This window comes from Streptomyces ovatisporus, from assembly GCF_042653885.1.
GTDB lineage: Bacteria > Actinomycetota > Actinomycetes > Streptomycetales > Streptomycetaceae > Streptomyces > Streptomyces ovatisporus.
Window position 1 is genome coordinate 385,799 of the sequence record NZ_JBHSFH010000010.1, and the last position, 17,240, is coordinate 403,038.

General features: G+C 69.8%; 18 protein-coding genes. 9 read left to right on the forward strand and 9 right to left on the reverse strand.

The annotated features are described in order from the left end of the window. Positions 1-95: 95 nt before the first annotated feature. Genes pucL through uraD form a run of 3 tightly spaced genes read right to left on the reverse strand, consistent with a single transcriptional unit; the run spans position 96 to position 1,937 of the window. Positions 96-1,022, reverse strand: a complete 927-nt coding sequence (pucL, locus tag ACFPA8_RS19440; RefSeq protein WP_386450198.1) for a factor-independent urate hydroxylase — start codon at positions 1,020-1,022, stop codon at positions 96-98. 7 nt (positions 1,023-1,029) lie between these two features. Then, positions 1,030-1,419: a hydroxyisourate hydrolase gene (uraH, locus tag ACFPA8_RS19445; RefSeq protein WP_386450200.1), complete on the reverse strand. Its 390-nt coding sequence runs from the start codon at positions 1,417-1,419 to the stop codon at positions 1,030-1,032. After that, entirely contained in the window at positions 1,416-1,937 is a 522-nt protein-coding gene (gene uraD / locus ACFPA8_RS19450; protein ID WP_386450202.1) for a 2-oxo-4-hydroxy-4-carboxy-5-ureidoimidazoline decarboxylase, read from the reverse strand. The genes uraH and uraD overlap by 4 nt, the downstream gene beginning before the upstream one ends. 489 nt (positions 1,938-2,426) lie before the next feature. Here uraD and ACFPA8_RS19455 point away from each other — a divergent pair, with 489 nt between their 5' ends. Next, positions 2,427-2,945, forward strand: coding sequence for a hypothetical protein (locus ACFPA8_RS19455; RefSeq protein WP_386450204.1), 519 nt, complete (start codon positions 2,427-2,429; stop codon positions 2,943-2,945). Between the two features lie 191 nt (positions 2,946-3,136). On the opposite strand, the gene ACFPA8_RS19460 is transcribed toward ACFPA8_RS19455, so the two are convergent. Next, positions 3,137-3,787 carry a TetR/AcrR family transcriptional regulator gene (locus ACFPA8_RS19460; RefSeq protein ID WP_386450206.1) on the reverse strand — a complete coding sequence of 217 codons (651 nt, stop codon included), beginning with the start codon at positions 3,785-3,787 and terminating at the stop codon, positions 3,137-3,139. Positions 3,788-3,954: 167 nt separating this feature from the next. Between ACFPA8_RS19460 and ACFPA8_RS19465 the strand changes: the two genes are divergently transcribed. Further along, positions 3,955-5,073, forward strand: coding sequence for a serine hydrolase domain-containing protein (locus ACFPA8_RS19465; protein WP_386450208.1), 1,119 nt, complete (start codon positions 3,955-3,957; stop codon positions 5,071-5,073). 249 nt (positions 5,074-5,322) lie between these two features. On the opposite strand, the gene ACFPA8_RS19470 is transcribed toward ACFPA8_RS19465, so the two are convergent. Together ACFPA8_RS19470 and ACFPA8_RS19475 are read right to left on the reverse strand one after the other, a co-directional pair. Further along, a complete protein-coding gene (locus tag ACFPA8_RS19470; RefSeq protein ID WP_386450210.1) occupies positions 5,323-5,733 on the reverse strand; it encodes a helix-turn-helix domain-containing protein in 411 nt (136 codons plus the stop codon). Continuing rightward, a complete protein-coding gene (locus ACFPA8_RS19475) occupies positions 5,730-6,044 on the reverse strand; it encodes a hypothetical protein (protein WP_386450212.1) in 315 nt (104 codons plus the stop codon). Before ACFPA8_RS19475 ends, ACFPA8_RS19470 begins: the two co-directional genes overlap by 4 nt. Positions 6,045-6,272: 228 nt before the next feature. Here ACFPA8_RS19475 and ACFPA8_RS19480 point away from each other — a divergent pair, with 228 nt between their 5' ends. From ACFPA8_RS19480 to ACFPA8_RS19495, 4 genes are all read left to right on the forward strand, one after another. Further along, positions 6,273-7,127, forward strand: a complete 855-nt coding sequence (locus ACFPA8_RS19480; RefSeq protein ID WP_386450214.1) for a TIM barrel protein — start codon at positions 6,273-6,275, stop codon at positions 7,125-7,127. 123 nt (positions 7,128-7,250) lie between these two features. Continuing rightward, on the forward strand, positions 7,251-8,171 hold the full coding sequence (locus tag ACFPA8_RS19485; RefSeq protein WP_386450216.1) for a 2-hydroxy-3-oxopropionate reductase: 921 nt from the start codon (positions 7,251-7,253) through the stop codon (positions 8,169-8,171). A 3-nt stretch (positions 8,172-8,174) separates the two neighbouring features. Further along, complete coding sequence (gcl, locus tag ACFPA8_RS19490) at positions 8,175-9,896, forward strand: glyoxylate carboligase (protein WP_386450218.1); 1,722 nt, start codon at positions 8,175-8,177, stop codon at positions 9,894-9,896. 157 nt (positions 9,897-10,053) lie between these two features. Continuing rightward, complete coding sequence (locus ACFPA8_RS19495; RefSeq protein WP_386450220.1) at positions 10,054-10,908, forward strand: hypothetical protein; 855 nt, start codon at positions 10,054-10,056, stop codon at positions 10,906-10,908. Positions 10,909-10,947: 39 nt separating this feature from the next. Here ACFPA8_RS19495 and ACFPA8_RS19500 read toward each other — a convergent pair whose 3' ends face one another. Next, a complete protein-coding gene (locus ACFPA8_RS19500) occupies positions 10,948-13,257 on the reverse strand; it encodes a recombinase family protein (RefSeq protein ID WP_386450222.1) in 2,310 nt (769 codons plus the stop codon). A gap of 190 nt (positions 13,258-13,447) precedes the next feature. On the opposite strand from ACFPA8_RS19500, the gene ACFPA8_RS19505 reads away from it, so the two are divergent. Together ACFPA8_RS19505 and ACFPA8_RS19510 are read left to right on the forward strand one after the other, a co-directional pair. Beyond that, positions 13,448-13,573, forward strand: a complete 126-nt coding sequence (locus ACFPA8_RS19505) for a VOC family protein (protein ID WP_465270239.1) — start codon at positions 13,448-13,450, stop codon at positions 13,571-13,573. 453 nt (positions 13,574-14,026) lie between these two features. After that, positions 14,027-14,611, forward strand: a complete 585-nt coding sequence (locus ACFPA8_RS19510; RefSeq protein WP_386450224.1) for a DUF5994 family protein — start codon at positions 14,027-14,029, stop codon at positions 14,609-14,611. A gap of 146 nt (positions 14,612-14,757) precedes the next feature. Here ACFPA8_RS19510 and ACFPA8_RS19515 read toward each other — a convergent pair whose 3' ends face one another. Further along, on the reverse strand, positions 14,758-15,963 hold the full coding sequence (locus ACFPA8_RS19515; protein ID WP_386450478.1) for an RNA polymerase sigma factor: 1,206 nt from the start codon (positions 15,961-15,963) through the stop codon (positions 14,758-14,760). Between the two features lie 8 nt (positions 15,964-15,971). Next, positions 15,972-16,379 carry a YciI family protein gene (locus tag ACFPA8_RS19520; RefSeq protein ID WP_386450480.1) on the reverse strand — a complete coding sequence of 136 codons (408 nt, stop codon included), beginning with the start codon at positions 16,377-16,379 and terminating at the stop codon, positions 15,972-15,974. A gap of 247 nt (positions 16,380-16,626) precedes the next feature. On the opposite strand from ACFPA8_RS19520, the gene ACFPA8_RS19525 reads away from it, so the two are divergent. Next, complete coding sequence (locus ACFPA8_RS19525; RefSeq protein ID WP_386450226.1) at positions 16,627-17,199, forward strand: RNA 2'-phosphotransferase; 573 nt, start codon at positions 16,627-16,629, stop codon at positions 17,197-17,199. The last annotated feature ends 41 nt before the right edge of the window (positions 17,200-17,240 follow it).

The window sequence follows — 17,240 nt, forward strand, 5'->3', positions numbered from 1 at the left end:
GGATGCGGGTCGCGTGACGATCGGGGATGGATGGGCCGGGGTGAGCAGGCAGCCCGTGCGGGGATGACGTGCGACGCCCGACTCCCGTGCGGGGCTCAGAGGTTGGTCATGTCCAGCGGTATCAGCGCCTCGGCGCCGTCCCGCAGCACTGTCGCCTCGATGAGGCCGTACGGTCGGTCGGCGGCGAGGTAGACGGCTCCGTCCGCGGCTTCGTTCTTGATGCCGAACGCCTCCAGATCTGCCCTGAAGTGGTGCTTGTTGGGCATGGAGAACCGGATCTCCTCCAACTCGTCCCGCCCTCCCAGGACTTGTGCGCCCATTTCGTAGAGCGTCTGCTGCAGGGACAGGGAGTAGGTCTCGGCGAAGGCCCGCAGCAGGAGCGTCCTGGTGCCGTCGTAGGACTCCTGCCAGTCGGGCGCCGGCGTCCCGTCACCGCTCCAGCTGTGCCGCCACACGGCGCTCACCTCGGTGGCGAGGATGCGGTCGTAATCCTCTTTCAGCGTCGTGTACTTGTCCTTGATGTATCCCCAGAACTCCGAGTCGGTGGAGTTGAGGACCGTCAGCCCCTTGAGTCCGCCGAGGACTTGGAGGCGACCGCCGTCGCGGCTGTCGTAGGTGATCTGCGCGGTGCGGGTCTCACGTCCGTTGCGTGCGAAGGAGTGGGGGGCCGGGCCGGCGGAGGTGTCGATGCGGTCCCAGGCGTATTCCTCGATGCGGATGCGGGCCGAGGTGATGGGCTCCGTGTCGTCCACGAAGTGCCGGGCGAGTGCGATGCCGAACTGCTCGGCCGTCTCGATGCCGTGCTCCTTGGCGAAGGCGAACACCGTGTTCTTCGTGGTGTCCGTCGGCAGGACGTGCGCGTTGGAGCCGGAGTAGTGCACCTCGTCCAGGTCGCCGCTGAGGGCGACGGAGACGTTGAGGTCCTTGATGTGGTGGGTCCCGCCGTCCCTGGTGATCTTGACGACGCGGTTCTCCGCCTTGCCGTACTGGTTCTGGCCGAGAATCGTGATCGGCACTGCCATGTCTCTGTCAGCTCCCTCGGTATACGGAGTAGCCGAACGGGTTGAGCAGCAGCGGCACGTGATAGTGCTCGCCCGCGGCGACCGCGAAGACCACGGTCACCTCGGGGAAGAAGCTGTGCGGACCGCCCTCGCTCCCCTTGCTCAGCAGGTAGGGCTCCACCTCGAACGTGAGCCGCGCGTGTGTGGCGCCCGCGGGCAGCGCCGGCAGGTCCTTGCAGCGTCCGTCGCCGTCCGTCCTGGAGGTGGCGTGTGCGGCCCATGCGGTGTCCCGGCCCGTACGCACCGACAACTCGACGGCGACGTCCCGGGCGGGGCGGCCGGCGCTGGTGTCCAGGATGTGGGTGGAGACCGAAGCCGTGGTGGTGGCGGTGGTGGTGGGGGTGTCGGCCTTGCTCATGCTCGCTCGGGTTCCCTCTCCGCGAGTCCGCTCAGGCGGATCCTGTTGATCTTCATCAGTTCGGTACGGACGATCTCCCGCTCTGCTTCAGGGGAGTTGGCCAGCCGCGAGCGGGCGGCGTCCCGCATCTGCCCGGCCGTCAGGCCGGTGGCGCAGATCAGGAAGACGTGACCGAACTTCTCCTGGTAGGCGAGGTTCAGTTCGAGCATCTCCGCCTTCAGCTCCTCCGGCGCCCCCGCCATGCCCCGCTGCTCCCGTGCGGAGGTCGCGTCCCCGGGTTCGGGACGGCCGATCGGGGGATGGCCCGCCATCGCCTCCGCGAGACCGTCCGCGTCGAGCGCGCCCGTCGCGTCGTCGCTCGCGGCGAGCAGAGCCGCCGTTCCGGCGTACGGGCGGCGGGCGAGCACCGTCCCGATCCAGGAGCGCGCGGCGCAGACCTCGTGCAGCGCGGTGCGGGCGTCGCTCTCGGCGGACGAATTCAGCCAGGTCAGACCTGGTGCAGAGCGGGACGCGGTCACGGATGCCTCCGACGCGTGGCACGGTTCGGACGGGGAACAGCTAAGCCCGCATGACCGAACGCGTCAACACTTTGTTGAATTTCTCCCCGGAGAGAGGCGCCCTCCGACCCCTGCGGCTGTCCCCCCGCACAGCTTCCACGGCCCTCGCACGGAAAGGTCACCGGTCCGGGGCCGACGGCGGTAAGGATGGCCGCCGACCGTGACGATGAAGGTACTGGTGTGATGTCGAGGGCCAACGGGGGGCTCGAGGTGCGTAGTTCGGGTGGATTTCGACGCCGTGGCCACGATCGGCGCCGCGGTCGCCTCCGGCGGGAGCGTGTGCGGCTCCTTCCACTGATGGTTCTCCTGGGCGTCGTCAGCGGCTGCGGGAGCCCGGCCCCCTCCGGGCCGCCCCCCGCCCAGACCCCGACGCCGTGTGCGTCCCGCACCGCGACGCCGTCTCCCCGCCCCAGCCCCACCGAGACGAAGTTGGCCTGGCGCGCGGAGGAGATGCCCGACAACTCGCTGCGCATGACCGTCGGCGACGTGGACGCCGCTCCGGAGGACCCGAATGCCGTACGGGTCACCAGCTACCGCGCACCCCCGTCCCGGACGCAGTGCGACAGCGAGCACATCAAGAAGGTGAAGGGCTGGTGGTGCTCGACCACCGTCTCGCCTGTCGAGGTCGAGGGCGAGATCGTCGTCGGCGGTGCGAAACCGCGCGCCCGCATCCACGGCGCAGGCTTCACCTCGCGCTGCTCGGACCGTCCCGGCCGCATGCGCCAGGCGTACCGAATCGAGCGGGACAGCTGGTCCGGCTGGCGCGGCTACAGCGACTTCACGCACACGGCATGGACACCGGCCCAGCAGCAGCGCGAGGGGAAGGTGTCCGCGCCGTGCCCGGACGGCCGGGTCGGCACGTACGACTACAGGCTCGCGGTGCGGATCGAGGTCGACGGCGTGCGGGTGGGCGACTCACGTGCCGCCGGCGCCCGCATCCGCGCCGACTGCGGCACAGGCTCCAGCTGAGGACCACGAGTCAGGGCGTACGACCCGGAGGCAGGGCTTCCTTGGGGTTCTCCCTGTTCAAGTAGTTGTAGACCGTGGAGCAGTCTGAACCACGCGGTTACGCCCATTGGAGATCGCCGTCGGGCCCCTTGCTCCCCCCCTCCTCAGCCCACTTCTCTTTCTGGGATTGAGCTAGTTGAAAAGCCGGTCGGCTAGGGTGCGTCCTCGACGTGGGCGAGTTGGGCGACGAGGATCTCCTCGAACGCAGCGCGGCGGTCCGCGCCGAGGGGGTGTACGTCGCGGGCGAAGCGGGCCAGGGCGGGGAAGCGTTCGGGGTCGGCGCCGAGCACCGCGACACGGAACAGCTCCATGCCCTGTTCGTGCTCCTCGGCGGTGATGGTGTTGACCCCGGCCTCGGAAGCGATCAAGGCGGCGATGAGGACCGCGATCCGGTGGTAGCGCGCCGGGATCTTCTCGTCGGGCAGTCCCGACGCGCGCAGAGCCTGCAGCACCTCTTCCATGACCAGCCTGGAGCCGGTGCCGCCCGACCCGTAGCGTCCCCAGAGCGCAGCAAGCTGGGGCTGCTGGCCGAAGGCCTCCCGCACGCGCAGGGCCAGGGCCGTGATGCGCTGCTTCCAGTCGCCCGCGGGGCGATAACCGTCCATGGCGGCCAGGAGGATCCGGTCGGCGACCGCGCGCAGCAGATCGGTCTTGCTGCGGAAGTGCCGGTAGAGGCTGGAGGAATCGGTCCCGAGCACTGCGGCGAGCTTGCGCACGCTGAATGACTCGGCATCGCCCGTGCGCAGCAACTCCGTCGCCGCATCCAGGATCTCCTCGGTCGACCAGCGCCTTCGGCCTGCCATCTCACCCCTATCGCCGAGACTCAGCTTAGCCTATGCACTTGGCGTTGCACGCACTGCGTGCATAATAAGGGCATGGGCATGCCGAGCGACCCGGCGTTCGTGCCCTGCTACCCGGCTCAGGCAACTGACGTGGAGTTCATCCCCGGGAAAATGAAAGGACGCATGTTGTGAGGAACCCACTGGATCCCGCAGAACTGAACGCCGCCATTGAGAACGTCCACCGCGCCGGGATGCCTGGCCTGTTCGCCGAGGTACGTGACGGCGACCAGATCTGGCGCGGCGCCGCCGGGGTCGCCGACGTCGCCACCGGTCGCCCCGTCACCGCCGACATGCGGCACCGCGTCGGCAGCATCACCAAGACCTTCACGGCCGCAGCGGTTCTGCGGCAGGTCGAGAGCGGTCAGATCGGTCTCGACAAGCCGATCGGCCGGTACCTTCCGGGGCTGGTCCCCGGAGAACGCGGTGACGCGATCACGGTCCGGATGTTGATCAACCACACCAGCGGCCTCGCCGAGTACCTCCCCTACGCCTACCCCTCCCTCAAGGCATTCCCCGCCCTCGCGGACACCGGACCCCAGAGCCTGGACGACAACCGGTTCACGCGGTTTCACCCCACCGAACTGATCGAGATGGGGGTCACCGCACCTGCCGTCGGCGCGCCGGGCGGCACTCCGGGGGTGTACTCCAACACCAACTACCTGCTCCTCGGCGAACTCCTGGAACAGGTGACCGGCACTACGGCCGAGCGGTACATCACCCGGAAAGTCATCGAGAGGGCCGGGCTCCGGGACACCGAACTCCCCGTCGAACCGTACGTCAACGGGCCGCACTCACAGATCTACGAGGCGTGGTTCGGCATGATCGACCCGCCGCGCGACTACAGCGTCTACGACATGTCATGGGTGGGGCCGGCGGCCTCGCTGATATCGACCGTCTCGGACCTCAACCGCTTCTTCGGCATGCTGCTTGCCGGCGAGATCGTCAGCCCGTCGTCGCTGGCGCAGATGCAGCGCACCGTCCCGGTCGTCTCCCAAGAGGGAAAAACGATCGACTACGGCCTGGGCTTGCACCCGATGGAGGCTCCCGGCCAGGACACCTTCTGGGGTCATGGCGGCACGGTCTGGGGTGCTGGAGCGCTGGCAATGACCAGCGCCGACGGCCAGCGACAGATGTCCGTCGCGGTGAACACGCAGAGGTGGAACAGGCTCGACTCCTCCGGCAAGCCGCAGCCCCATCCCATCGACGACGCGCTTGCGGCTCTCTACCGCGTGGCGATGTACGGCTGACAGCGCCGAAGAGGGCTACGAGGCCGTACAGGCGCGCGCGGACAACCAGGAGGCGGTTGACCGCTCCGAGTTGGCGATCACGGCCGTACGACGCCAAGACCGGCGCGATGCCGAGCAAGGCATCTGTCAACGGGTCCTCCTGTACGAGTCAAACCTGGCACCCCTCGGCGGCCAGTCACGAGATCAGCCGCTCTCCGTCCGCCAGTCAACGTCCGGAAGCTACCCCCCTGTTACTTCTTGCGGCTGGGGTCAGAGACGGGAGTCCGGGGCCTCATCACGGCGCTTCTCAGCCCGCTTCTCCTCCTGGGAGTTGATGTAGTTGTAGACCGTGAACCGGCTGACGCCGAGGGCGCCGGCCACGGTCTCCACGCCATGCCGGACGGAGAACGCGCCGCGGGTCTCCAGGAGGCGCACCACCGACTGCTTCGTCTTGCGGTCCAGCCGGGCCAGCGGCATGCCGTGGCGGCGCTCCAGCTCGGCCAGGATGTGGTCGAGGGAGTCCGAGAGGTGCGGCAGCCGCACGGCGAGGACGTCCCGTCCCTCCCAGGCGAGCACGACGTCGTCGCCCTGCGCTTCCTCGGGAGCGATCATCTCGCCGCCCATCGCGTCCACGAGGGGCTTGACCGCCGCGGCGAACCTGTCCTGCTCACCGCCGCTCATGCGCCCTCCCCGGTCGCGCCGGACGGGGAGCCGCCGTCGCCTCCGTCTCCGGTGACGCTGCCGCCCTCGGCGCCGTCGACGACGTTGAGCTGGAGCGAGATGCGCGTGGCACCGGCCTCCAGGGAGCGGCGCAGCACGGAGTCGACCACGCTCAGCACCTGCTCGGCCGCCCCTTCGGCGGTGTTGCCGAACGGGCCGACGTCGACGGAATCGAGCGGCGCCGTCTGCACGACCTCGCGGGCCACCAGCGCGTGATCCGGGGCCTCGTCCAGATCGAAGGGCTCGGTCGTGAACTCAACTCGCAATCGCACGAGGTCAACCTACGCGAACCGGCGCCGTCCCAGCCATCGGAAGGAAGAGGGCACCGCACGCGCGTCCGGCCGCGGTGACCACGCCGGGCACGCGCAGACCTGCCGCACACCTCTTGACAGTTTCCGAGGAGCGAGAGCAGTCTTCCATGAAGTAGAAACACACTTCCACAATACGGAATTCCGGGAAACGCAGCACCATCCCGGGACTCACGAAGGAAGGCGATCACCGTGACCCCCGCCCCGCCTCTCGGCAGCACCCATCACCGCTTCACCGTCAACCTCTCGATCCTCTTCACCGAACTGCCGCTGCTCCAGCGCCCCGCCGCGGCCGCCGCCGCGGGCTTCACAGCGGTCGAGCTGTGGTGGCCGTGGCCGGACGCGCCCGTCCCGGCGAAGTCCGAACTGGACGCGCTGCGGCGGGCGTTGACAGACGCCGGTACCCGGCTGACCGGTCTGAACTTCTACGCCGGCCAACTCCCCGGGCCGGACCGAGGCGCGCTGTCGGTCCCGGGCGAGGAGTCGGAGAAGTTCCGCCGCAACGTCGAAGTGGCCGCCGAATTCGCCCGGTCCACGGGATGCACGGCACTCAACGCCCTGTACGGCAACCGCGTCCCGGGCGCCGACCCGGCGGAACAGGACCGGCTCGCCCTGGAGAACCTGGCGCTGGCCGCCCGCGCGGCCCACGACGCCGGTGCCGTACTGCTCGTCGAGGCGCTCAACGCTGTCGAATCGCCCGCCTGCCCGATCGTCAGCGCCCGCAGGGCCGTCGAGATCGCCGACGCCGTCGACGAGGCCACGGGGCTGGGCAACGCGAAGTTCCTGATGGACCTCTACCACCTCGCGATGAACGGCGAGGACCTCCACAAGGTCATCGACGCCTACGCCGGGCGGACCGCACACGTGCAGATCGCGGACAGCCCGGGCCGGGGCGCCCCCGGGACGGGCGAACTGGACTTCGCCGACCTGCTGGGCCGCCTCACCGCCGCCGGCTACGAGGGCCGCATCGGCCTGGAGTACAAGCCGGGCGACCAGCCGAGCGAAGCCGCCTTCGACTGGCTGCCACGCGCCCTGCGCTCCGCCTGACGCCCATCGGACCCTCCGGATTCCCCGCACCCGCGGAGCCCACCCGCGGACCCCGCTGCTCCGCAGCACGGCCGTCCCCGCCGTCCCACCGCCGTCCCCCGCCACCACGAAAGGCAGACCCTCATGCCCCCTACCACCGCCCCGCACACCGCGGAGCACACGAAGATCGGCTTCATCGGACTCGGCATCATGGGCACGCCCATGGTGCGCAACCTGCTGGCCGCCGGCTACCGCGTCACGGCCTTCGACCTCGACCCGGCGAGGGTGAAGAGCGTCGTCGGGGACGGGGCCGAGGGTGCCTCCTCGATCCCGGAGGCGGTGCGGGACGCCGACGTCGTCATCACCATGGTCCCCGCCTCCCCGCAGGTGGAGGAGGTGATCCTGCACGAGGGAGGCGTCCTGGAGCACATCCGCGCGGGCGGCCTCGTCATCGACATGTCCTCGATCACCCCGCAGACCTCCGTGGACGTCGCAAAGGCCGCCGCCGCCAAGGGAGTCCAGGTGCTCGACGCCCCGGTCTCCGGCGGGGAGGCCGGAGCGGTCGAAGGTGTGCTGTCCATCATGGTGGGCGGTGAGCGTGAGACGTTCGAGGCGGCGGCGCCCGTCCTCGGAACCCTCGGCAGGACGATCGTGCTGTGCGGTCCGCACGGCTCGGGACAGACCGTCAAGGCGGCCAACCAGCTGATCGTCGCGGTGAACATCCAGGCCGTCGCGGAGGCGGTGGTCTTCCTGGAGAAGTCGGGTGTCGACCTGGAGGCGGCGCTGGACGTGCTGAACGGGGGCCTCGCGGGCTCCACGGTGCTCACCCGCAAGAAGGAGAGCATCCTCGCCGGCGACTTCCGGCCCGGCTTCAAGATCGACCTGCACCACAAGGACATGGGCATCGTCACCGACGCCGCGCGCAACGTCGGCGCCGCCGTCCCCGCAGGGGCGCTGCTGGCCCAACTCGTCGGCTCGCTGCGGCAGCAGGGCGACGGCGGTCTCGACCACTCGGCCCTGGTGCGCGGCGTCAGGCGCCTCTCGGGTGAGAAGACGGAGGTCTGAGCCATGGCCCCCAGCAGGATGCCCGCGATGAGCGCGGCGGTCTCCATCATGGTCGACGAGGGCGTCGACATCGCCTTCGGCTGCCCCGGCGCCGCGATCCTCCCGCTGTACAAGGCGATGGAAGAGGACGGCCGCATCGCGCACTTGACGGTCCGTCACGAAGAGGGCGCGACGCACATGGCCGACGGCTGGGCCCGTACGAACGGCAAGGTCGGCGTGGCCATCGCCACCTCCGGGCCCGGCGCCACCAACCTCGTCACCGGCCTGTACACGGCGCAGGCCGACTCGATCCCGATGGTCTGCCTGACGGGACAGGCCGTCTCGCCCAAGCTCCACCAGGAAGCCTTCCAGGCGGTCGACATCGTCGAGATCGCCAAGCCCGTGACCAAGTGGGCCGTGCAGATCAAGGAGGCCGCGCAGATCCCGTGGGCCTTCCGCGAGGCGTTCCGGATCGCCCGTACGGGGCGGCCCGGTCCGGTGCTGATCGACCTGCCGCTCGACCTGGCGAAGCGGGAGATCACCTACGACGCGGAGATCGACACACGCTTCCCCGTTCCCGCCGTGGAACCTCATCTGCCGCGCGTGAAGCGGGCGCTGGACATGCTGCTCGCCGCTAAGAGGCCACTGGTGCTGGCGGGCGGCGGCGTGATCCTCGCCGACGCGGGGGCGGAGCTGCGCGAACTGGTGGAGGAGCTGCGGGTGCCCTTCCAGGTCACACTGATGGGCAAGGGTGTCATCGAGGACGACCACGAACTCAACCTCGGCACCACCGGCATCCAGACCTCGCAGAGGTACGCCAACGCCTCATTCCTGGAAGCCGACTTCGTGCTCGCCGTCGGGGCCCGCTTCGGCGACCGCCACACGGGGGCGGACATCGGCGTCTACCGCGGCGAACGCACCTTCGTGCACGTCGACATCGAACCGGGGCAGCTCGGCAAGGTCTTCGAACCCGACCTCGGCATCGTCTCCGACGCCGGCCTCTTCCTGACGGCCCTGCTCGCCGAAGCCCGCAAACGCAAGGCCGCGGCGGACGTCGAGGACTGGGTGGACCGCTGCAAGGAGCTGAAGCGGACGCTGGTGCGCCGGGAGGACTTCGACTCGACACCGGTGAAGGCGCCCCGCGTCTACAAGGAGATCAACGAAGTCTTCGACGAGGACACCTACTTCGTCACCGCCATCGGGCTCTACCAGATCTGGGGCGGCCAGCATCAGAAGGCGTACCTGCCGCGGCGCTACCAGATCTGCGGCCAGGCGGGCCCGCTCGGCTGGGAGGTGCCGGCGGCCATCGGCGTGAAGAAGGCGCTGGAGGGCATGGGCAGGCCGGACGCCGAAGTCGTCGGCATCGTGGGCGACTACGGCTTCCAGTACCTGGTGGAGGAACTGGCCGTGGCGGCCCAGTACGACGTGCCGTACGTGCTCGTCATGCTCAACAACGAGTATCTGGGCCTCATCCGGCAGGCCGAGATCGGGTTCGGCATGAACTACCAGGTCGACATCCACTACGACGAGTTCGGCACGGACAACGTCAAGATCATGGAGGCGTACGGCTGTTCAGGGCGACGCGTGTGGGACCCGGCGGACATCTCCCCCGCGCTGCAGTGGGCGCGGAAGGAAGCCGTCGCCACCTCGCGCCCCGTCCTCGTGGAGATCATGATCGAGCGGGAGGCGAACACGCCGCACGGTCCGGACATCGACGCCGTGAAGGAGTTCGAAGCCGTGGACTGACGCCTCCGGGTCGGGCCCCGCCGTCCTCGGTCTTTCTCTTCCGTTCCTCTTCGGAAATCACGCCCTTTCAGGGACGATATGAACTGCGCCGCGCCGCCCGCCGGGCGGCGCGGCGAGGACCGACTCGTCTCACCGACCCTCCGCTGGAGCCGAAGAGATGGCAGAAAGCGTGCCCGTGCGCTGCCCCGAGTGCCGCCGCGAGCACACCTATACACCGCCGGTCTATCCGTGCGACTGCGGATCGCCCGTCGCACTCCCGCTGCAGCGCGACACCCCTCCCACGCGGGTGCTCCACCGCAACTGGGACGACTCCTGGGTGGAGGTGCGGTGCGCCGCCTGCGGTATCTCCGTCCAATGGCCGCAGCCCGAACTGGGCTGCGGCTGCGGGACGTTGCTGCGGCTGCCCGTGGCACCGCAGCCCGAGCGGCACGACGGCTGCGACGCTTCGGACGGCGCGGAGACCGACGGTACGGAGCCCGACGGCGAGGAGCCCGACGGCGAGGAGCCCGACGGCACGGCCAACTCCGGTGCGGGGCCCACGACATCGCCCTCCGCGGGCGCCTCCCGCTCCGCGTCCTCCTCCACCGCCGGCGCTCTCGGGGCGCACGACGCCAAGGGACGGTCCAGGACCCGGCCGGCCTTCCAGCCCGTCACCATCCGCACCGCGCAGGACGCCCGTACGGCCGCCGCGCAGTACCTGCGCTGGCTGGGGTTCGCGGGGGTCCGGGTCACGGAGAAGCGCCCCGCCTCCGGGGTCGACCTGCGCGGCAACGGCATCATCGCGCACGTCGACCCCTCCACCGAACCGACCGCCTTCGGCGACGTGGAGACGCTCTGGCTGAACGGCCTCAACGAGGAGGCCGACACGGCCTGTTTCTCCCTCGCCGGCTACACGCGGGAAGCCCGGATGCGGGCGGACACCCTCGGCGTCGCTCTCTTCGTCCTCGACCTGACGGGCATGCCGCAGGCCGTCAACGACCCGGCGGACGACCTCATCCGCTCCGTGTGCTGAAGCGCCCGACCGGGGTCGGCCCGGGAGCCGGACCGGGGTTCAGCGCTCTTCGCGGTACTCCTGGCCCGGCTGTCCGGCCGCGTGTGCCCGCAGCTCGACCCGACGGATCTTCCCGGAGATCGTCTTGGGCAGGTTCGCGAACTCGATGACACGCACCCGCTTGTACGGCGCGAGCGTCTCCCGCGAATGCGCGAACAGCGCCTTCGCCGTATCCGCGCCCGGCTCCCATCCTCCGGCGAGCACCACGTACGCCTTGGGCACGGCCAGCCGCACCGGATCGGGCGACGGCACGACCGCGGCCTCGGCCACCGCCTCGTGCTCCAGCAGCGCGCTCTCCAGCTCGAACGGGGAGATCTTGTAGTCGCTCGCCTTGAACGGGTCAGGATCCTCAGGCTTTTTATCTTCCCCAACCATCAACCGGGGGTCTACGCAGCCCTCTACGCGGAGCTCAGGCAGCAGGACATCCTGGTACGCCGGGGTGCCAGGAACGGACTCCAGAGCAGTCAACAGGCGCTCCCAGAGCCCGTTCCGCAGCCACCGGCTCCAGACGCTCGCGACGTTCCCGTACGGCAGCTTGTTCCACGCGCATCCGGTGCGGGCCTTGTCGAGCATGGCCCCGAGGAGCGCACGGGGGGCCTTCGGCTTCCGTCCGGGGGTAGCCGCGAGGATGGACTCCACGAGCTTCCACGCGTCATCGGTGAGCGCAGGAACGACACGGTCCCGTTCGTTGAACCAGGCGCTGATTTGATCATCGCTTCGTGTTCTCCTCGGGATTTCCCCGAGAATTGTGACCTTCAGATCCAGCAGGTGAACGACCTCCGCCTGCTGAGCTGTATCCATCGTGTACATGTGCAGCCGGGCCATTCGAGCCAGCTTTTCAAGACCTATGGCGCGTTCGACTGTCTCTTCACTGGCCTTCTGCCACGCCAGTGCTTCATCCCTGAGCTTTACCTGCTTCTCGCGGTCTTCATTGAGCGAGTGGACAGCCGCATCAACGTAGTCACCTGCTTCTCTGCCCCGCAGGTTATTCCGAACTGCCTGCCGAGAGGCGGCACTCATCGCGACGTCGATGGTGGCGTCCAGCTCTTCGATCTGAGTATTCAGCTTCTCGATGTGCTTCTCGTAGTCCATCGTGTTGGCACAGGCCATCTCGTTCCAGTCCTCTGCCATGCGCCGCAGTCGCTCAGGGTCCTCGAGCATCCGGCAGATCTCCGACCACACCCACGTCTCCAGCAGGGCGGCGTCGATCTGGGAACAGGTGCACTTCTGACGGCCCGCTTTCCGGACGCTGCCGGAGCAGCGGTAGACAGGCTTGGCTGCGCGGCCGGAGGTCCGGGTGCCCGTGTAGTGCCTGCCGCACTGCCCGAAGACGTGCTTGCTGAGCGGGTGGACTTCCTCGTGGTCGGTACGGGGACCGCGCGCTGTGCGCTCCAGCGCCTTGTTGAGCCGCTCCAACTCCGGCGGGGTGAAGACAGGTTCGAGTTCGATCGGCACGGTGTCGCCGAAGAGGGGGAAGCCGTCGTCGCCGAGCCTCGTCTTCGAGCCCTCAGGGTCGCGGAAGATCCGATTCGACTTCTGGACCGCCCGCCCGGTGAGGATCTTCCTCAGTGAGCCTCTGGGCCAGTGGTCGCCGTTCGGACCAGGCACACCATCCGTGTTGAAGATGTCCTCAACCTCGTACGGGCTCTTCAGGCCGATGACGATGAGTTCCCAGGCGCGGTGGAGAACCTCGTACGCCCTGTCCTCCTCCCCCTGGTCCAGCTCCAGAACGCTCTCACCCTTCACGCCCTTGTACTTGATCCGGTAGCCGTACGGGGCGACGCCGCCGGGGTGCCCGCCGAACTCGGCCTTCTCCTGCACACCTCCCTGTGTGCGGTCGCGGATGGTGATGCGCTCGTCCTCTGCACGGTCGGCTTCCTTGCGCATCTTGGAGCGACCGTGCTCCGTGGTGTTGTCGTAATCGCCTCGGACGACGGCCACGTAGATTCCGAGATCCTCGAGCTTCCAGACCCAGGGCCAGAAGGCTCGGTCCCGTCGGCCGATGGCACGCTCTTCCGCGACAGTGACGACATCGAAGGGGCGCGGGGTCTGCTGGGCGTCCTGCATCAGCTCTCTGAGGTCGGGGCGCTGCGTGTGGTCGAGGCTGCCGCTGTAGCCCTCGTCGGCGTACGTCTTGACGTACGCCCAGCCCTTCTTGTCGATGTGCCGCCGGGTCTTCTTGCCCGTGTAGGCGATGCCATAGCCCCTTTTCTGCTCCTGCGTCGAGACGCGCAGGTAGTCGACGGCTCGAAGCGCGGCTGTGCTGGTACCGCGTGCCACAGCGACGGCAGACATGAGAGTCTTGCCCACGTCAGTCCCTCCAGACTGGCCGACCCCGGAGCGTTGCTGCGCTGCCGGGGTCACCCGTGTTTGGGGGATCTTACCGTGCAACTCCCGGACAGAGCGGATCAGTCAGGCTGCGGCGTCGTTCCGGCACTGCTGCTGACAGGGCATGAACAGAAGCTCCAGCAACCTCCGGTAGACGGCCGGGTCCCGGTCGTTGACAGACCACTCGACCCCACTCGGTGCCCGGGAGGCCGATCACCAGCCGCAGGACAACGTCAGGGTGTTGCTCGACCCGGCCGGTCATCCCTTCTGCCCCTATTCGGATGGCTCCAATGACTAGCGCAGCAACGTGAGTTACCGCTGAGTGATGAGGCAGCAGGCCAGACTGGGGAAGGCTTCGTGAATGTAAGCTCCGCGTTCCCAGCGAATCCGCAGCCGCGCTGCCCGTCATCCTCAGTCACCGGACGTACGTCACACCACCCCCGAGCAGTAGTCCGTACCGCGGACGTGGGCGCCGGAGGGATGTCCTCCGGCGCCCCCTGACGAGAAGGGCACGGCCGGATCGCTGCTGTGCGCGCTCGCGCCCGGCCGGGCCGGGTCACCACCGGCGCCCGGGCCCGCGCGACCGCGGAACGTGTAGCCTCCTGCCTGCAGGATCGCGGCAAGCCGCTGAGCCCTGCCGAGAGGTAGGGTGGGCAGACCGGGAGTTCTCCGTGCGCCGGTTTCCACACCGGCGTCGTTCTCGGCGATCGAAGACACCGGGGCCGCATGGCCCCGGAGGCAGGTGCGCGTCGTGAACGTGACCGCAGATCGCACACTCCTGACCCACGAACCTTTCGCCGCACCACTGGTCCGTCTCGCGCTGAAGCCGGAAGGTCCTCCCACCGGCCTTCTGGACGGCGCCTGGTGGCCGCACTCCCGCAATCTGCTGCGCGAACTCCCCACTCTCGCAGCGGTGTTGGACCCTCTGTGGGGCCGCGTCACGCGGATCTCCGTCAACCCCGCGCACTGGCCGGCCGTCCCGCGGAAGGTGCCCGTCGGCGGCCACGTGATCAAGGTCGGCTGGTTCAAGGACGAGCAGGACGAGCACGAACTCGTGCTGCTCTCCTACCGCACCCGCCGCTGGAACCTGCTGGTGATCCCGCCCGGGGCGACCGCGGCCACGGCCGCCCGCCTGATGGCGGCGGCGACGGATCCCTCGGTCCGGCTGACCGCGAGCGCACTCCTCGCCGAGGACCACGCTGCCCGGACCGCGGCAACGGGCCGCCGCGTCCAGGAAGAGGAGTGGGAGTCCGACGGCGGCACCTTCAGGAAGGCTTGTGTCACCGCACCGGCGGCCCCACTGACCGCCCACCCCGGGAGGACGCGTACGCCTTGAGCCGGCTCCTCGCAGTGCCGGCGCTCCCGTGGGCGGCCCCCGCCGGCAGCGCGTCGTGCGGCTGGTCCCGGCCCCGCCTGCTCACTCCGGGGCGCCGGCTGCGGCCCGGGACCGCGCCGGGTGCCGCGGGGCGTCAGAGCGGCCCGTCAGGCACGCCGGCGGGCGTTGAGCCGGGCGGCCTGGCGCGTCAGGTGATCGCGCTCGGCCAGGTCGGGTGCCTCTCGGGCGGCCTCGGCGTACAGCCGTGCCGCCGTCGCCAGGTCGCCGTCGCGCTCGTGGAGGTACGCCGCCACCGCGGCACGGCGGGGCATGGGGCGTCCCCCGCTCGAGGAGCTCGCGGAGGAGTCGTCCACCGCCGCGAGCGCCGCCAGCCCGGCACGCGGTCCGTCGGCCTCGCCGACGGCGACCGCCCGGTTGAGCCGGACGACCGGGCTGTCGGTCAGGCGCGCGAGTTCGTCGTACCACTCGACGATCTGCACCCAGTCGGTCTCCTCGGCGGTGGGCGCGTCGGCGTGGAGTGCCGCGATGGCAGCCTGGGCCTGGAACTCGCCCAGCCGGTCGCGGGCGAGGGCCGCCTGCAGGATCTCGACGCCCTCGGCGATCGACTCGGTGTCCCACCGGCTGCGGTCCTGCTCCGCGAGCGGCACCAGGCTGCCGTCGGGGGCGGTCCGGGCGGCGCGCCGGGCGTGGTGGAGCAGCATGAGGGCGAGCAGTCCCGCCACTTCGGGGTGGTCGATCGCGGCCGCGAGCTGCCGGGTGAGCCGGATGGCCTCGACGGCGAGGTCGACATCACCGGAGTAGCCCTCGTTGAAGACCAGGTAGAGGACGCGCAGCACGGTGGCGACGTCGCCGGGCTGGTCGAACCTCACGCCGGACACGGTGCGCTTGGCCCGGCTGATGCGCTGCGCCATGGTCGCCTCGGGCACCAGGTAGGCCTGGGCGATCTGGCGGGTTGTCAGCCCGCCGACGGCGCGCAGCGTGAGCGCCACCGCGGACGACGGCGTCAGCGACGGGTGTGCGCACAGGAAGTAGAGCTGGAGCGTGTCGTCCACCGCGGGTGCGGGCCCCGGCGCCGGTTCCTCGTCGACGAGGTCCTCACGCCGCCGGCGGGCGGCGTCCGCCCGGGTCGCGTCGAGGAACCGGCGCCAGGCCACGGTGACAAGCCAGCCCTTCGGGTCCCGGATGGGGTGTCCCCCGCCCGAAGAGCTCGGCGAGGGGTCGGCCGACCAGACGCGGACCGCCTCGACCAGCGCGTCCTGCACCGCGTCCTCGGCCGCCGCGAAGTCGGCTCCGCGGCGGACGAGGATCGCGAGCACGCTCGGCGTGAGGCTCCGGAGCAGGGCCTCGTTCACCTCCGTGGTCACTCGCTGATGGTGGGCGGCGCGGTCAGGAACGGGCGCACCTCCAGCCACTCGTGGATCGGCTCCCCGCCTGCCCCGGGAGCGGCCGACAGCTCCCCGGCCAGCTCGACGGCGCGCTCGTAGCTGTCGACGTCGATCACCATCCAGCCGGCGATGAGGTCCTTGGTCTCGGCGAACGGGCCGTCGGTGACCGGCGGGCGGCCCTCGCCGTCGTACCGGACGAACGTCCCCTCGGGGGCGAGCGCCTGGCCGTCGACGAACTCGCCCGTCCCCTCGAGCCGGGCCGCGAAGTCGTTCATGTACTGCACGTGCGCCGAGATCTCCTCCGGGGTCCACTTGTCCATGGGTACGTCGTTCACCGCAGCCGGAGCGCCGCGGTAGTGCTTGAGCAGCAGGTACTTGGCCATCGTGTTCTCCTCGGTGCTTGGTGCGACCATTTTCGTCATTCGTCGCGTTCGATGCGGGGACGGAGCCGGCCACGGGTTCTCGACATCGCCGTGCGACTTTTTTCCGGCGCTACCGGGTGAGCCGCCCCGCTCTGCCGGATCCGCCGCCGCCCGCACCGCCGGGAGCCGGACGGGCCCGGCCCGGCAGACGCACGGAGAGCCCTGAAATCCGGGTGCCTCCGGTCCGCGGGCGAGCCACCCTTGGAGCGTGGACACGAACCTCGGAAAAGGCCGGAGTGTGAAGATCTCCAAGTTCCTCTCCCGGCACCTGCGGCACGAGCCGCAGCGCATCGGCATCACCCTGGACGCACGCGGCCGGGTGAACGTCCAGGAGCTGCTCCAGGCCGCGGCGGCCCACGGATTCCCCTTCAGCCGCGCCGAGTTGGAGGAAGTCGTCGCGACGAGCGACAAGCAGCGCTTCGCGATCGAGGACGGCCTGATAGGCGCCAACCAGGGACATTCGGTCGCTGTGGACCTGGAGTTGCCGGTGCTCGAACCACCGGCCCGGCTCTACCACGGGACGGTCGGCCGGTTCCTGCCCGCGATCCGTGCGGAGGGACTGCGGGCGATGAACCGGCACGCCGTCCACCTCTCCCCCGACCGGGAGACCGCCACCCGGGTCGGGGCGCGCCGCGGCCGTCCGGTGGTACTCACGGTCGAGGCGGCGGCGATGCACCGGGACGGGCACCGGTTCCAGCTCAGCCGGAACGGGGTGTGGCTCGTCGAAGCGGTGCCGCCCCGCTATCTGCGGGCGCCGGACGTCCAGCCGCCGGAGTCCTGACGGCCTGTCCGGCAGAGGGCGCCGTCCGCCGCAGGCGGTGC

What these genes read in the sequence shown, in the direction of transcription:
- pucL (WP_386450198.1), bottom strand. Translation starts at nt 1,022, where the DNA reads ATGGCAGTGCCGATCACGATTCTCGGCCAGAACCAGTACGGCAAGGCG.
- uraH (WP_386450200.1), bottom strand. Translation starts at nt 1,419, where the DNA reads ATGAGCAAGGCCGACACCCCCACCACCACCGCCACCACCACGGCTTCG.
- ACFPA8_RS19455 (WP_386450204.1), top strand. Translation starts at nt 2,427, where the DNA reads ATGCCCGACAACTCGCTGCGCATGACCGTCGGCGACGTGGACGCCGCT.
- ACFPA8_RS19460 (WP_386450206.1), bottom strand. Translation starts at nt 3,787, where the DNA reads ATGGCAGGCCGAAGGCGCTGGTCGACCGAGGAGATCCTGGATGCGGCG.
- ACFPA8_RS19470 (WP_386450210.1), bottom strand. Translation starts at nt 5,733, where the DNA reads ATGAGCGGCGGTGAGCAGGACAGGTTCGCCGCGGCGGTCAAGCCCCTC.
- ACFPA8_RS19485 (WP_386450216.1), top strand. Translation starts at nt 7,251, where the DNA reads ATGCCCCCTACCACCGCCCCGCACACCGCGGAGCACACGAAGATCGGC.
- gcl (WP_386450218.1), top strand. Translation starts at nt 8,175, where the DNA reads ATGGCCCCCAGCAGGATGCCCGCGATGAGCGCGGCGGTCTCCATCATG.
- ACFPA8_RS19495 (WP_386450220.1), top strand. Translation starts at nt 10,054, where the DNA reads ATGGCAGAAAGCGTGCCCGTGCGCTGCCCCGAGTGCCGCCGCGAGCAC.
- ACFPA8_RS19520 (WP_386450480.1), bottom strand. Translation starts at nt 16,379, where the DNA reads ATGGCCAAGTACCTGCTGCTCAAGCACTACCGCGGCGCTCCGGCTGCG.